A 14,176-nucleotide genomic window follows, 5' to 3' on the forward strand; every position below is an offset into this window, starting at 1 on the left:
TGTCTCAGCGCCGGAGCCCGCGGACGAACGTCGCGACCATGCGGCGCACGGCGGCCCTCGACTCCAGCATCTTCGGGTCCATGAGGGAGAGCGCGATCGCGCCGTTCACGAGGCTGACGGCCGCGAGCGCCGCGGCCCTCGGGTCGGTGGCGCGGTCGATCTGGCCGGCCGCGATCCCCTTGCGGACGAGGTCGGCGAGCGTGTCGACGAGGCGGCGCTGGCTCGCGATCTTCTGCTGGAACCCGGGCTCGAGCTCGGGGGTGAGCTCGGTCTTGAACAGCGATATCGAGACGACCGCGCGGTACTCCGCGTCTTCCTCCACGACCTCGAGCGACCGCGTGAGCAGGCGCTCTATCGCCTCGAGCGGCGCGTACCGCGGGGACAGCGCCTCGGCGAGGACCTCGCTCGCCTTCGCGAAGCGCTCGCCGACGAGCGCCGTGTAGAGCTCCGCCTTGCCCTGGAAGTGCCAGTACACCGCGCCCCGCGTCAGCCCTGCCTCGGCGGCGACGTCCTGGAGCGTCGCCGCCGAGTACCCCTTCTGGCTGAAGACCCGCAGCGCCGCGTCGAGGATCTGCTCGCGGGTCGCCGCCGCCTCGTCCTTCGTCCGTCGCACCCCTCTTATATACATTCACGAACGTATGTATGCAAGCCCGATCCCCGGCGCCGGGCCGTGGGGTCGCCCTGGCCCGCGTCGTGGCGGCGGGTCAGGCTGCGAAGACGCCGAACTCGGGGCTGTAGGTCACGACGCCTCGGGCTCCCTTCAGCGCGCCCGCCGCGAGCTCCAGGGCCATGAACTCCTCGTCTGCCGCGTACTCGTTGCCGAGGCCGAACAGGCTGGCCTTCGTGAACCCGAACCGGGCGTAGTACGCCGGCTCGCCGAGGACGACGGCGAAGGCGCAGCCGGCGCCCCTGCACGCCGCGATGCCCTCCCGCGCCAGCGCCGAGCCGACGCCGCGGCCCTGAAAGCCCGGCGAGACCGCGAGCGGCGCGAGGCCGAGCCCGCCGCCGGGGGCGCCGGGGCCGGCGATCGCCACCGGGCTGAACAGGACATGTCCGACGATGGCGCCGTCGATCTCCGCGACGAGCGAGACCACCGCGCGCCCCGCGGCCCGCAGCCTGTCGACGAGGTCGGCCTCCATCGCCGAGGGGAACGCCGCGAGGTGGACAGCGCGGATCGATGCCTCGTCGCCCGCGCGCTCAGACCTGATGTTCATCACCCGCGCTCCTCTCCGGCCGACGCGCCGCCGCCGCCCCGCCGTCACGCCGCTCCGCGGTCGCCTGGGGCGACGATCGACGCCGTCCCCGGCGCGCGGGCGGCGTCAAGCGCCGTCGAGCGCCGGGCTGTGACAGACCACGTCCGACCTCGTCGACGCATCGAGTCGTCCCGCCGATTCCCGTTCTCCACAGGATACCCACGGACAACAGTTGGTTTCTGTCGATTCTCACCGTCGCGCGCCTCCTCTCGTCATGACCCGACAGAGCCTACAGGAACCCGGCGCAGCCCGGTGCGAAGGACGCTGCCCGGAGATGCAAATATATGACATTACACAGTTTTTCTCGCGCAACACCGCGACCGTCCGACCCTCGGAGGTTGGGACAATGTCCGTCCGATCGATCCCTTTTCGGACGGGTCGAAGATGGCTATCCATGGTAGACATCAAAAACGCGGCGCGACGGCGTGTCTCTCGCACGACGCGTGTAAATGGCGCGCCTGAACGCTTCGTTCTGGAGGAGACTTCTTCATGGAAAAGATCTCGCTCACGTACTTTGTCGACTTCGTTCTCAAGGCCGGGACGCCGAAGCTGACCGGCGTCAGGGAGTTCAAGGAGCGGAAGGACGAGCTCCACACGGACTTTTACAGGCAGGTGCGCGAGGCGATCGTCGACATGCACAGGAGCGGAAAGCCCACCAGCGTGCTCGACGCATTCCTCGCGGCGCAGCACGACGAGCGGCGCCGCCGCATCTACCCGTCGGTGGTGAACGGATACCGCAAGTTCCTCGCCTCGGCGAAGATGACGTGGTTCGAGCCGCCGACGTCGACGTACCGCCTCGGCGATCTCGAGATCAACGTCAATCCGGAGCTCGGGCTCGTCATCGACGGCACGCCCCACGTGATCAAGATGTATTTCCGCGGCGAGCCGCTGTCGTCGAAGCGCGTGTCCGTCGTGCTGAACCTGCTGATGAACGGCCTCGCCGAGAGCACGCCCGGCGGCGCCTTCGCGGTGCTCGACGTGCGCAACGCGAAGATTCACACCTTCAAGGTCCCGAACCCGCGGCTCAACCTGCTGCTCCGCGGCGAGGCGGCCTCCTTCGCCACCATCTACACGGGGCTGTGATCGCCGGGGCGCCGGGCGAGGCGGCCGCGCGCGGCGCGGACATCGCACCACGTCATCGCCCGGCGTCCACCGGTGACGCGGCGCCCACCGCGACACCGGTGTTGCCGCGACGCGCGCCCTCCGCCGCTCACCCCGGCGGAGGGCGCGCGTCGCTCGCCCGTCTGCCCGGCGCAGCGCGCCTGCCGCCGAGCAGACGCGAGAGGGAGAGCGCGACGCGAGCGCGCGGCGAGGGAATGCACGCGCGGCGGAAAAAGGCGCGCCCAGCGCAGCGCGGGGACACGCGGAGCGAGGACGCCCAGCGCCAGGACGCGCAGAGCGAGGACGCGCGGAGCGGGGCGCGCCGCACACAGACAATCTGGCTGTAGGAGATCTGCGCCGCTGGCCTCATTGCAGAACGCACAAGCAGAGCGAAAATGACCGACCTAGAGAAAGAGAACTACGATCCAGCCGTTTGTTTCAGTTATCCTCGATCTGCCATGGACCGTCGCGCGCAGATCACCGCAACCCCGCTTCATGTACCCAGCATTCTTGTGGTCCTTGATCCGGCGTGGCCGGCGCTCTTCAGCCTGTGCCTCACGGTGGCGCCGGGCTGCGGGGTGCTCCTGCACCGATGCGACGCGGCGACGGCCGCGACGATCGCCGCCGAGCGACGGCCGCTCGCGATCATCCTTTCCAACAGCGTCTACGCGACCGATCCGGCCGAGTTCGACGCGCTTGCCCGGGACGTACGCTCCACGCTTGTGCGGCTCGACGAGGAGGTCAGCGAGCGCGAGCTCGAGGCCATGCTGAACGGCGCGCTGCGCGACACGCGCGAGATGAGCGCGCAGCGCGACGGAGGGCGGCGCGACGAGGGCAGCGGGCGCTACACGTTGATCGGCGCGCAGCGCAGCGAGACCGTCGTCGCCAGGGGGGCCGCGGGCGCGGATCCGCGCGCGGCGCAGCGGCCGGGCGCGAGCGCCGATCCGCGGCTCGCGCAGCGGCGCGGCGACGTGGCGTCGGGCCAGAGCACCATGCCGCCGCCGTCGTCGCGCTCCGGTTCCCCGCCGTCGGTCCGGACGCCCCTGACGAGCGGCACGCCCACCCCGGCGCCGCCGTCCAGCGCGCCGCTGTCGGCCCGTGCCCCGTCGCCGGTGCGCTCCGCGCCGCCGCCGTCGGTCCGCGCGCAGCCGGGCCCGTACGCCGCGTCGGCGGCGCCGCGCTCGGTGCCGCCGCCCTCCACGCGCGCGCTCCCGGGCCTGCCGCCCGTCCAGCCGGCCGCCGCTGCGGGCGCCCGCCTGTCGACCCCGCCCCCCTCGACGCGCGGGGCGCCCGCCCGCGCGGTGCTCTCGACCCCGCCGCCCCCGTCGACGCGCGCGCGGCCGAGCGCGCCGCCGCCGCCGTCGTCGCGCTTGCCGGGCGGCGCGCCGCCGTCGTCGCGCCTGTCGAGCGGCGTGCCGCCGTCCTCGTCCCACCGGCCGACGCCGATGCCACCGTCGAGCTCGCACGCCGGGCCGCCCTCCTCCACGCGGCTGCCGAGCCCGCCGACCGTGCGGTCGCTGTCGAGCCCGCCTCCGTCGGCGCGCGCCGTCCCGCGCGGCGTGCCCTCGGGCACGGAGGCCCCGCCCTCGATCAGGACCATGGCGCCGCTGTCGGCGCGCCTCGCCCCGCCCTCCTCGGTGCGTCCCGAGCTGTCCCCGCGCTCGGGCGTGCGGGAAAAGGGCAGCGAGGAGCTCGACGCCGTGTTCGAGGATCAGAACCTCCCGTTCGACGCGCTCGCGCGCGCCAGCCGCGGCTCCACGACGCCGCGCTGAGGCGCCGGGCGCTCGGCGGGCCCGCCGGCCGGTCCGCGCGGGCTATCCGCGGGGGCGCGCGGCCCAGGACACGGCGGAGGCGGCGGCGCGCCCGAGCAGCGCGCCGGCGATGTCGCGCAGCGCGGGCGGCGCGGGCGCGCCGAGATCGCGGCCAAGATCGACGAGGATGCGATCGACGCACTCCACCGCGCTCGAGGCCGCGAGCTCCATCCCGGCGCCGCGGCCGCCGGCGGCGCGCCCCGCGAGGTAGAGCCCGCGGATGGGCGTGTACACCGCCGGGCGCGCGCGGCCGACCTGGCCGGGCGTCTGCGCGATCCCCGCCGCGAGCGCGTCGCCCGCGGCGAACGCGTCCCCGCGCCCGTCGGCGGGCGAGCCGTCGATGAAGAGCGCGTCGGAGAGGAGGCCGGGCGCCGCGCCGTCGAGCGCGCGGAGGAGCGCGTCGGCGGACGCGGCGGGCGCACCGCCGAGCGCGCCGGACACGGCGCACGCGCAGAGCAGCTCGTGCCCGGGCGGCGCGAGCGACGGGTCGAAGCGCGTCGGCACGAGACAGTAGAAGGGCAGGGCCGGCGCGCCGTCGCGGTCGCCGCCCGCGAGGCCCGCGAGCGCGCCCGCCGCGATGCGCCGCCGGCGCAAGGCGATCCTCACCTGGGCCAGCCTCGGCTGCGGCGCGAGCGCGCGGGCGCGCGCCACGTACGCCTCGGGGAAATGCGGCTCGCCGACGAGCGCCGAGACGGTGGACAGCAGGCCGGCGGTGCTCACCACGACGCGCGCTGGCAGCGCGGTGCCGTCCTCGAGCTCCACGCCGCGCACGCGCCGGTCGCGCACGACGACGCGGCGCACGGCCGCGCCCGTCCACACGGCGGCGCCGAGCTCCCGGGCCAGGCGGCAGAAGACGTCGGGGACGCGCGCTGCGCCGCCCTCCGGGTAGCGCTGCTGGCCGGGGCGGACGAGCCGGCGCCACGCGAGGAGCGCCTCGCCCGCCGAGGCCTCGGCGCCGGGCAGCAGCAGCGGCAGCGCCAGCAGAGCGCCGAGCCGGGCCGCGGCCGCGGCGCGCGGGAGGAAGCGGGCGGCGTAGGCCTCGGCCGTCACGTCGTCGCACGAGGCCAGGTCCACGTCCCGCATCGCGGTCGCGTGCGCGACGAGGCGCGCGGCGCGCGCCGCCTCCAGGGGCGTGAGCTCGAGGCCGCGCGCGAGAACCCGCGCGGCTCCGGCGAGCCGCCTCAGCTCGGCCTGCACGACGCGGCCCGCGAAGGAGAGCGCGGCGGGCTCGCTGCTCTGCCGGAAGGTGATCGCGTCGGCCTGGCCGACGCGGCGGAGCACGTCGCCGAGCGGGCCGTCCTCGCCGCGGCAGAGCATGTGCGTGCCTGTGTCGACGCGGAAGCCGTCCCGCTCGTACGCCGCAGCGGAGCCGCCCAGCCGGCGCTCCTTCTCCGCGAGGACGGTCGGGATGCCAGCGTGCGCCAGGAGCAGCGCCGCGGCGGCGCCGCCGACACCCGAGCCGATCACCACCGCGCGCAAGGGGGCCTCGTCCATGACGTCCAGACAACATAACGCGGCGAGCTCCGCCCGGCGTCGCGCGACGTCGCGGATCGTTCGCGCCCCGGGGAACGGGGAAGACGATGGGCGACGACGCGCAACGCCTGGCAACCCGCCGATCGGACAAAGCGCCGCGGCGCGCGGCGAGCGTTGACCCTCGAGAACGGCGCCTCGTAGAGTGTAACCTTGCAGCCGACGTGCCCGCCATGAAGACCTGCCCGCAGTGCCATCAGCGTTACCCGGCCGACAGCGCCTTCTGCTTCATCGATGGCTCGTCGCTCGTCTCCGAGAAGGACCCCCGCATCGGGATGTCGATCGCGGGCCGCTACGTCATCGAGCAGGGGCTCGGCATCGGCGGCATGGCCACGGTCTACCGGGCGTACAACAAGCTGATCGGCACGCCGTGCGCCATCAAGATCCTGAACCGGGAGTTCGCGCAGGACACGACGACGCGCGAGCGCTTCCGGCGCGAGGCGCGTCACGCGCAGCGGCTCGCCCACCCGAACATCATCGAGATCTTCGATCAGGGCGACACCGACGACGGGCTCCCCTTCCTCGTGATGGAGCTGCTCCAGGGGACGAGCCTCGCCGACGTGGTGGAGCGCAGCCGGGTGCCGCTCGCGCGGGCGCTGCCCATCTGGGTCCAGATGGCGCGCGCCCTCGGCCGCGCGCACGACTTCGACGTCGTCCACCGCGATCTCAAGCCCGAGAACGTGTTCCTGCTGAAGGGGGACTGGGTGAAGCTCCTCGACTTCGGCATCGCCCGGTGCGCGCAGGACGCGCGGCTCACGAACCTCGGCGAGATCTTCGGCACGCCGCAGTACATGGCGCCCGAGCGCAGCACGACCATCGACGCGGGCCCCCCGGCCGACCTCTACTCGCTCGGCGTCATCATGTTCGAGATGATCACGCAGCGGCTGCCGTTCGACGCGCCCGATCCGGCGAGCTGGATCCTCAAGCACATGAACGAGCAGCCGCCGCACCTCCGGGAGCTCGCCCCGGAGATGCCGGAGGCGCTCGACCGGCTGGTCAGCGCGCTGCTGGCGAAGGCCCCCTCGGACCGCCCCGTGGACGCGTACCGCGTGCTCGCGGAGCTCGAGGAGATCGCGGCCGCGAACCGGATCGCGCTCCCGCCGCCGCCGGAGGCGATGCCGCGCGACTCGTCGGTGCGCACGCGGGGCGCCGGGCGCGACCCCTGGGTCAGCCGGCTCGACCTGTTCGAGCGGATGACGTCCCGCGCGTTCGGCGCGTCGCCGCCGGCGGAGATCCAGCGGCAGCTCGACGGGCTGCGCGGCCTCGTGCGGGAGCACGCCGAGCTCCGCTCCAGGGCCCTCGACGAGCAGCGGCGCCTCGAGGGCGTCGCCGAGGAGTGGCGCGACGGCCGGATGCAGATCGGGCGGGCGATGGATGCGCTCACGGTGGACGCCTCGCTCACGCGCGACGAGGCGCGCTCGTTCCGCGCCAGGGTGGCGCCGCTCACCGCGGCCACGCAGGCGTTCATCCCCGCGGTGCTCAGCGCGCACAAGGAGGCGGTGCGCTGGGAGGGCCGGTGCGGGTTCGCCGAGCCGTACCTCGAGCTCGCCGCCAGCTACCGGAAGCTCGCCGATCTGGTCGAGGGGTGGTACGCGGCGCGGAAGGCCGACTACGAGGCGGAGAGCGAGGCGATCGCCCGCGAGCACGAGGTGGCCGAGGTGGACGCGCAGATCAAGAAGCTGCGCGAGCGGCTCGAGGAGCTCGACCGGCAGCTCGAGGCCAGGCGGCGGGAGTCCCAGGAGCGCATCGCCGAGATCGGCCGCAGGGCGGACCAGCTCGACGCGGAGATGCTCCACCTCGCCAGCCGGTTCTGCGCGCCGCTCCGGTCGAAGCCGGAGCTCGGCACGCTCTTCGTGGAGCTGGAGCGGCTCGCTGGCTGAACGCGCGGCGCCGGCGCGCGATTCCCCGGGGCGCGCCAGGGGCGCCGCGGGCGCACCCCGATGGCCCGCGCAGCGCGGCGGCACGGTCGCCGGGGGCCGCGCGTACTAAGCTAGCCCCGTGACGCCCGACCCCGCACCAGAGCCGCGGCCCGCAGCACCGCCGCGCGCGCCGGGACGCATGCGCCGGGCGGCGTCGGCCGCGGCGGCGGCGGTCGGGCTCACGCTGACGTTCGCCGGCGCCACGGCCGCGGGCGTCGCGCTCCACCTCGACACGCCCGCCGCGCGCCGGGTCGCCCGCGACGCGACGAACCGGCTCCTCGGCTCGCTGTTCGAGGGGAAGATCGTCGCCGACGAGATCGACGCGCTCGGCCTCGACGGCGTGCGGATCCGCGCCGCTGTCGCGCTCGATCCGCGCGGGACCGCGGTGATCCGCGCGAGCGGCATCGAGGCGCGGGCCGACGTGCTCGCGATGCTGGAGAGCGCGCTCTTCGGGACGAGCGCGCTGCGCATCGAGGTCCCGTACATCCGCGTCGAGCAGATCGAGGTGCTCGTGCAGAGCAGCGGCGCGGGGGGCGTGACGCTCGCCGACACGTTCACGCCGCTGCCGCCGACCCGCCCGCCCTCGGCCGCGCCCGGCGGGCCGTCGCGCGACGTCCTCGTCGCCCTGTCGCGCGTCGAGATCGGGCGCGGCTGGGTCCACGGGCAGCTCGCGCCGCCGCGCGCGCTGGACGCCGACGTCAGCCGGCTCGTCGGGTCGCTGCACGTCGGGCCGGACGGCGTCGCGGTCGACGTCGATCAGACCGGCCTCGTGGATCGCGCCTTCCTGCCCGCCAGGACGGCGGGCACCGCGAACTACCACCTCCGCGCCGGCGACGAGGTCCGGATGTGGAGCAGCTTCGCCGGCCGGCTCGCCGACGTCGAGATCACCGCGCGGGCCGTGCTCGACGAGGATCACCTCGAGGCCAACGTCAGCGTCCCGCGCGCCACGCCGGAGCAGCTGCGCAGCCTGCTCCCGGATCACCCGCTCACCGAGCCGGTCTCCGCGCGCGTGGCCCTGAACGGCGATCTCCCCCATCTCGACGTCGTCGCCACGGCCTCGGCGATCCCTGCCGGCCCGGCGGGCGGCACCCTCGCGCTCGCGGGGCGGCTGGACGTGACGGGCCCCGTCCGGCTCGACGCTCACGCGCTGGCGGAGGACGTCGACCTGCGGCTCTTCGGCGTGCAGCTCTCCGCGTCGGGCGCAGAGCTCGGCGCCGCGCCGGCGCAGGCGGGCGCCGCCCCGGCGCAGGCGGGCGCCGCCCCGGCGCAAGCGGGCGCCGCGCCGGCTCGGACCGCTGCCTTACCGTCGCGGCTCGGGGCCTTCCCCGGCCGACGCGGCGCCGCGCCGGCTCGCCGAGGCGCGTCGCTCGCCCGCCCCGGCGCCTCCTCGGCGCGAGCCGGCTCCGCCGGAGCGAGCGCCGCGCCGGGGGCCGGCGGCGAGCCGGCGCCCACGATCACGGGCGAGGGCCGGGTGCGCGTCGAGGTGGGCGACGAGCTCCGGCTCGCCGTCGAGGCGCGGACCGAGCCCACCGCGCTGCTCGGCCAGCCCGTGCCGGCGGCGGACGTCCACCTCGTCCTCGACCGCGGCGAGCTCGACGCGCGCGTGCACCTCCACGAGCCGGGCGCGCCGATCGACGCCGCGATCTCGCTCCTCCCGGGGGGCCAGGGCGTCCGCTTCGCGGCGACGGCCGACGTCCCGACGATCGCCGCCGCGCCGCGCCTCGCCGGGATCATCGACGGCGCCGGCCGCGTGCGCGTCGAGGGGACCCTGCGCGAGGGCGCGCTCGACGCGCGGTTCGAGGGCGCGCTCTCCGGGGTCCGGGTCGGCCCCAACGTCGGCCTCGCCAGCGCGCGCGTCGCCGGGCGGGTCTCCGGGCCGGTCTCCGGGCCGCTCGACGCGCTGGCGCTCGACGCCTCGCTCTCCGGCCAGGAGGCGCTCGCCGGCGGCCACACCTACGACGAGGTCACCGCGCGGATCTCCGGCTCCCTCGCCTCGCCGAGGCTCAGCGCGACGGTCACCGACGGCGACGACGCCCTGAGCGCCTCGGCCCGGCTGAGCTCCGCCACCGGCGCGCTCCGCGACGTCGACCTCAAGCTCCGGCGCGAGGGCGCCGAGGTCGCGGGGAAGATCGCGGCGATCGCCCCCTCGGCCGGCGGGGTCGCCGTCGAGGGGCTCGAGCTCACCTCCGCGCAGCTCGGCTCGGTGAGGGGGCGGCTCGCGGTGCGCGGCGACGACGTCACCGGGGACCTCCGGGGCGAGGGCATCGACCTCGGCCGCCTCGCGCGCCTGCTCGGGATCCCGCTCCGCGTGCGCGGCCGCGCCGACATCGACGTCGCGCTCGCTCACGATCGAAGGACCGGCCGCTCGGGCCACGTGCGGCTGGAGCTCGAGGGGGGCGAGGTGGCGTTCCTGTCCGGCGTCTCGGCCAAACTCTCGGCGACCTTCGAGCGCGACCAGCTCAAGGCCGACGCGCTCGTGCGCATCGACGGCAAGGCGCCGCCCGCGACCGGAGGGCCGCCGTGGGAGGGCGCCGCGCCGCGGTGCGCCGGCCCGCTCGCGAGCGTGCGCGTCTCCGGCGCCGAGGGCACGCTGACGGGGCCGCTCCTGCGCGCCGAGACGTGGGCCGCCCTTGTCGGCGAGGCCGAGGTCGCCGCCGACGACTGGGATCTCGGGTGCCTCGCGCAGCTCATGCCGATCGGCCACCTCCTGAGCGAGGTGCGCGGCAAGCTCACGACGCGCTTCCGGGTGTCGCGCGCGGCCGGCGAGCCGTTCCCATCGCTGCACGACGCGCTCGTGCGGACGCAGGGCCTCGCGCTCGCCGGGCCGCACCGCATCGGCGCCGAGCGCCCAGCCTGGGAGTCGCGCTTCATCGATGGCCGGCTCGAGGGCTCGCTGAACGGCGCGACAGGCAGGGCGGAGGCCGCGCTGACCCTGTTCGACGGCGGCATCCTCGCCGACGCGTCCGGCGCGATCGATCTCGACCTCGCCGCGCTCGCCGGGCCGCCCGCGGGCCGGTGGGCGTCGCTCTTGCGCGCGCCGATCACGGCGAAGGTCTCCGTCCCGCGGCGCTCTCTGGACGAGCTCACCACCCTGCCCTCGTTCGTGCGCGAGGCGCTCCCGCCGATCGGCGGCGAGGTGCGGATCGACGCCTACGCGAGCGGCACGGTCGCGCGCCCTGTCGTGACGGCGCGCACCCTCGCCTGGGGCTTCCTGTACGCGCCGAAGGACGCGCCGGAGGTGACGGACCTCCTGTTCCCGACCGACCTCGACGCGTGGGTCACGTACGACAGCGAGAAGGCGACGCTCGACGCGCACGTCACGCGCGGCGCGCGCGAGATCGCGGCCGTGCGCGGCCAGGTGATCGCGCCGCTCGATCGCCTGCTCTCGCCGCCGTCGCCGCGCGCGCTGAAGGGCGCGCGCCCGCCCCCGGCGTGGACCGGCGCCCTCCGCGCCACGCTGCGCGGCGTGCCGCTCGGCGAGATCCCGCTGCTCGGCGACAGCGGCATCGACGGGCACGTCAGCGGCGAGATCGAGATGCGCGATCTCAACGTCGCGCCGAAGCTCACGGCGCGCCTCACGCTGCCGGATCTCTCCCTCGGGGGCGACCTCGCCTTCCAGCGCGGCGTGCTCTCGCTGCAGGTCGACCCCAGGCCCGGCGGCGAGCGCGGAGACCTCCGCGTCACCGAGCTCGCGCTCGACGGGCCGCGCGGCGGCAAGCTCCGGGCGAGCGCTCACGCCAGCGTGCGCTTCCGCGGCGGGCTCATCCCGGTCCCCGACGGCGAGCGCACGGAGCTCGCCCTCTCCGCGGAGCGCTTCCGGCTCGCGACGCTGCAGCCCCTCGTCGGCCGGCTGGTGAGCAAGGTCGACGGCATCCTGGACGGCGACCTCCGCGTCGCGCTCGGCGGCGCGTCCGGCGACGAGGAGGGCAGCCTGAGCGCCCGGCTGGAGGTGAGCGAGGGCGTCGTGCACATCCCGGAGTTCGGCCAGGAGCTGCGCGACGTGGCCGCCCGCATCACGGCCGACGAAGGCGTCCTCCGGATCGAGGGCTTCCGCGCCGCGGGCATGACCGGGCTGGCGCAGGGCTGGGCGCTGTTCCGGCTCGACGGGCTCGCGCTGCGCGACGGCGCCGGGGCGCTGACCATCGCCGAGGACCAGGCGCTGCCGCTCACGCTCGAGGGGGTGCCGCTCGGCACGGCCTCGGGGGCGCTGTCGTTCGTCGCGGAGAAGAAGCCCGGCGAGATCGCGCTGTACGCCACGGTCCCCACGCTCCGCCTCGCGCTGCCGGCGACGAGCAGCCGGAACGTGCAGCCGCTCGACGACAACCCCGACATCTCCGTCCGCCAGCCGCTCGGGCCGGAGAAGCAGAGGCGCGCGCGGGACGCGCTCCGCTACGCGATGACGTTCTACGTGGACGACGCGCAGGTCACCGGCGCGGGGCTGCGGCTCCGCCTGACGAGCGACAACGACACGCCGCCCCGGGTCGTGCTCGGCGAGGACGCGCGGGTGTCGGGGGACATCGTGCTCCGGCGCGGCGAGCTCGAGATCTACGGCAAGGTGTTCGAGATCATCGAGGGCGGGCGCGTGCGCCTGCGCGAGGAGGAGCCGTCGAACCCGCACCTCAACGTCAGGGCGTACTGGGACGCCCCCGACGGCACGCGCATCTACGCGACCTACAACGGCACGCTCCGGCCGATCACGAACGAGAAGCTCCGCTTCACGTCGAACCCGCCGAGCTCGCAGCAGGACATTCTCGCGCGGCTCCTGTTCGGCGCCGACTTCTCCGAGGGGGGGCAGGCGGCGGGCGCCGAGATGTCCGCGCGGCAGGCGGCGGGCAGCGTCGCCGCGTCGGTCGGCGGCGAGCTCGCGGCGGCGCAGTTCAACGCGCTGCTGAGCGGCATCGCGCCGCTGCGCGGGCTGTCGACGCGCTTCGGGACGACCTCGGAGGGCTCGCTGCGGACGAGCCTCGTCTACCGGCTGAACGACGATGTCACGGCGCTGGCGACCTTCCAGGAGGGCGCGGTGCAGGGCAGCAGCACGCAGAGCCCCGGCGGGCCGACCCCCGGCGGCACGGCGAGCGAGCGCGGCACGCGGACCGAGATCACCGTCGACTGGCGCATCAACAAGCACTGGACGCTCCGCGGCACCGTGGGCGTCGACGAGCGCCAGAAGACCTCGGGCGTGCTCGACCTGCTCTGGCAGTACCGCTACTGAGCGGCGGCGCTCCGCGGCGGCAGCCGGACCTCGCGGCCGTCGACGCGGAGCGTTGGCGGCTCGGCCTCGACGAGCAGCGGGGCGAGCTGCGACTGCGCGTGGCGCGTGAAGCGCGCCTCCAGGGCGCCGCCGCGCGCGCGCGCGTACACGACGCCGTCGTCGCCGACGGAGAGCGTCGCCGGATCGAGCGGCTCCTCGGTGCCGTCGAAGAGGACGAGCGTGACGCCGCCGCCCTCGTCGATCCGGAGCGCGTCGACGAAGAGCGGGGCCGCGTCGACCTGGAAGTAGCACCAGTCGTAGCCGTTCGTGAGGATCGGGCGGCCGTCGTCCGGGTGCCGCGCGATCCACGACCGGAGCCCGCGCTCGAGCGCCGGGTGGTCGACGCGGGCGCCGTCGTGCCAGAAGCGGCCCTCGCGATCGAGCCGGATCGAGCTCTCGCGCGAGGTCCCTGGGGGCGGCGCGAACCGGAAGAAATCAGGATGGTCGCCGGGCTTCATGGGGTCACCTCGCAGGAGAGATGCGCCCCTCTCGGCCCCGACGCAAGCCGCGCGCGCCGAGGGGTACTATAGCGAGCCCATGCGATCCCAGACGGAAGAGGCGAAGGCGGACGAACACCTGCGCGCGACGCGGGCGTACTACGACGAGTTCTCGGCGCGCTACGAGGCCCGACGCGGGGGCCGGGATCCCGGGGGCTACCACGACCTCGTCGACGCGCTCGAGGTCGACTTCGTGCGCCGCTTCGGAGAGGGGCGCGACGTGCTCGAGGTCGGGTGCGGGACGGGGCTCTTGCTCGCGCGGATCCGCGAGTTCGCGCGCTCCGCACACGGGGTCGATCTCTCCCCCGGCATGCTCGAGCGCGCCCGCGAGCGCGGCCTCGACGTCGTGGAGGGCAGCGCCACCGCGCTGCCGTTCGCCGACGGGACCTTCGACGTCGCCTGCTCCTTCAAGGTGCTCGCCCACGTCGAGGACGTGCGCCGAGCGCTGTCGGAGATGGCGCGCGTCGTGCGGCCCGGCGGGCACGTGATCGCCGAGTTCTACAACCCCCACAGCCTGCGCGGGCTCGTGAAGAAGCTCGGCCCGGCGGGCGCCATCAGCGACAGGACCCGCGAGAGCGCCGTCTACACGCGCTTCGACGCGCCGCGCGCCGCCGCCGAGCTGATGCCGCCGGGCGTGCGCGTCGTCGCGTCGCGGGGCGTGCGCATCGTGACGCCGTTCGCGGCCGCGATGCGCGTGCCCGGCCTGGGCCGGCTCCTGCGCCGGGCGGAGTGGGCGCTCTGCGACTCGCCGCTCGCGCAGCTCGGCGGCTTCTGGATCGCCGCCGCGCAGAAGGCGTGAGCCGCGAGGCGCGGC

Annotated in this window: 10 protein-coding genes; 5 read left to right on the top strand and 5 right to left on the bottom strand. The window is 75.4% G+C overall.

Annotated features, from left to right (window positions below; genetic code table 11):
- Window positions 1-4: 4 nt before the first annotated feature.
- Both WMF24_RS24065 and WMF24_RS24070 read right to left on the bottom strand, forming a co-directional pair.
- Complete coding sequence (locus tag WMF24_RS24065) at window positions 5-613, bottom strand: TetR family transcriptional regulator (protein WP_437729705.1); 609 nt, start codon at window positions 611-613, stop codon at window positions 5-7.
- Between the two features lie 91 nt (window positions 614-704).
- A complete protein-coding gene (locus WMF24_RS24070) occupies window positions 705-1,214 on the bottom strand; it encodes a GNAT family N-acetyltransferase (protein ID WP_437729706.1) in 510 nt (169 codons plus the stop codon).
- A 528-nt stretch (window positions 1,215-1,742) separates the two neighbouring features.
- On the opposite strand from WMF24_RS24070, the gene WMF24_RS24075 reads away from it, so the two are divergent.
- Window positions 1,743-2,336 carry a hypothetical protein gene (locus WMF24_RS24075; RefSeq protein ID WP_437729707.1) on the top strand — a complete coding sequence of 198 codons (594 nt, stop codon included), beginning with the start codon at window positions 1,743-1,745 and terminating at the stop codon, window positions 2,334-2,336.
- Window positions 2,337-3,198: 862 nt separating this feature from the next.
- Here the strand turns inward: WMF24_RS24075 and WMF24_RS24080 are convergent.
- The gene (locus tag WMF24_RS24080; RefSeq protein WP_437729708.1) at window positions 3,199-3,954 is read right to left on the bottom strand and encodes a hypothetical protein; all 756 of its coding nucleotides are present in this window, start codon (window positions 3,952-3,954) and stop codon (window positions 3,199-3,201) included.
- Between WMF24_RS24080 and WMF24_RS24085 the strand changes: the two genes are divergently transcribed.
- Window positions 3,953-4,126, top strand: a complete 174-nt coding sequence (locus WMF24_RS24085) for a hypothetical protein (RefSeq protein ID WP_437729709.1) — start codon at window positions 3,953-3,955, stop codon at window positions 4,124-4,126. The two genes, WMF24_RS24080 and WMF24_RS24085, sit on opposite strands and share 2 nt — an antisense overlap.
- 42 nt (window positions 4,127-4,168) lie before the next feature.
- On the opposite strand, the gene WMF24_RS24090 is transcribed toward WMF24_RS24085, so the two are convergent.
- Complete coding sequence (locus WMF24_RS24090; RefSeq protein ID WP_437729710.1) at window positions 4,169-5,659, bottom strand: FAD-dependent oxidoreductase; 1,491 nt, start codon at window positions 5,657-5,659, stop codon at window positions 4,169-4,171.
- A gap of 209 nt (window positions 5,660-5,868) precedes the next feature.
- On the opposite strand from WMF24_RS24090, the gene WMF24_RS24095 reads away from it, so the two are divergent.
- Window positions 5,869-7,575, top strand: coding sequence for a protein kinase domain-containing protein (locus tag WMF24_RS24095; RefSeq protein ID WP_437729711.1), 1,707 nt, complete (start codon window positions 5,869-5,871; stop codon window positions 7,573-7,575).
- Between the two features lie 118 nt (window positions 7,576-7,693).
- Window positions 7,694-12,826 carry a translocation/assembly module TamB domain-containing protein gene (locus WMF24_RS24100; RefSeq protein ID WP_437729712.1) on the top strand — a complete coding sequence of 1,711 codons (5,133 nt, stop codon included), beginning with the start codon at window positions 7,694-7,696 and terminating at the stop codon, window positions 12,824-12,826.
- Here WMF24_RS24100 and WMF24_RS24105 read toward each other — a convergent pair.
- Window positions 12,820-13,323 (bottom strand): hypothetical protein, encoded by a 504-nt coding sequence (locus tag WMF24_RS24105; protein WP_437729713.1) that lies wholly within the window; start codon window positions 13,321-13,323, stop codon window positions 12,820-12,822. The two genes, WMF24_RS24100 and WMF24_RS24105, sit on opposite strands and share 7 nt — an antisense overlap.
- A 79-nt stretch (window positions 13,324-13,402) precedes the next feature.
- Here WMF24_RS24105 and WMF24_RS24110 point away from each other — a divergent pair, with 79 nt between their 5' ends.
- The gene (locus WMF24_RS24110) at window positions 13,403-14,161 is read left to right on the top strand and encodes a class I SAM-dependent methyltransferase (RefSeq protein ID WP_437729714.1); all 759 of its coding nucleotides are present in this window, start codon (window positions 13,403-13,405) and stop codon (window positions 14,159-14,161) included.
- The last annotated feature ends 15 nt before the right edge of the window (window positions 14,162-14,176 follow it).

Origin of the sequence: Sorangium sp. So ce1335 (assembly GCF_051521615.1) — a bacterium.
Lineage (GTDB): Bacteria > Myxococcota_A > Polyangia > Polyangiales > Polyangiaceae > Sorangium.

What these genes read in the sequence shown, in the direction of transcription:
- WMF24_RS24070 (WP_437729706.1), bottom strand. Translation starts at nt 1,214, where the DNA reads ATGAACATCAGGTCTGAGCGCGCGGGCGACGAGGCATCGATCCGCGCT.
- WMF24_RS24075 (WP_437729707.1), top strand. Translation starts at nt 1,743, where the DNA reads ATGGAAAAGATCTCGCTCACGTACTTTGTCGACTTCGTTCTCAAGGCC.
- WMF24_RS24085 (WP_437729709.1), top strand. Translation starts at nt 3,953, where the DNA reads ATGGCGCCGCTGTCGGCGCGCCTCGCCCCGCCCTCCTCGGTGCGTCCC.
- WMF24_RS24080 (WP_437729708.1), bottom strand. Translation starts at nt 3,954, where the DNA reads ATGGTCCTGATCGAGGGCGGGGCCTCCGTGCCCGAGGGCACGCCGCGC.
- WMF24_RS24090 (WP_437729710.1), bottom strand. Translation starts at nt 5,659, where the DNA reads ATGGACGAGGCCCCCTTGCGCGCGGTGGTGATCGGCTCGGGTGTCGGC.
- WMF24_RS24095 (WP_437729711.1), top strand. Translation starts at nt 5,869, where the DNA reads ATGAAGACCTGCCCGCAGTGCCATCAGCGTTACCCGGCCGACAGCGCC.
- WMF24_RS24105 (WP_437729713.1), bottom strand. Translation starts at nt 13,323, where the DNA reads ATGAAGCCCGGCGACCATCCTGATTTCTTCCGGTTCGCGCCGCCCCCA.
- WMF24_RS24110 (WP_437729714.1), top strand. Translation starts at nt 13,403, where the DNA reads ATGCGATCCCAGACGGAAGAGGCGAAGGCGGACGAACACCTGCGCGCG.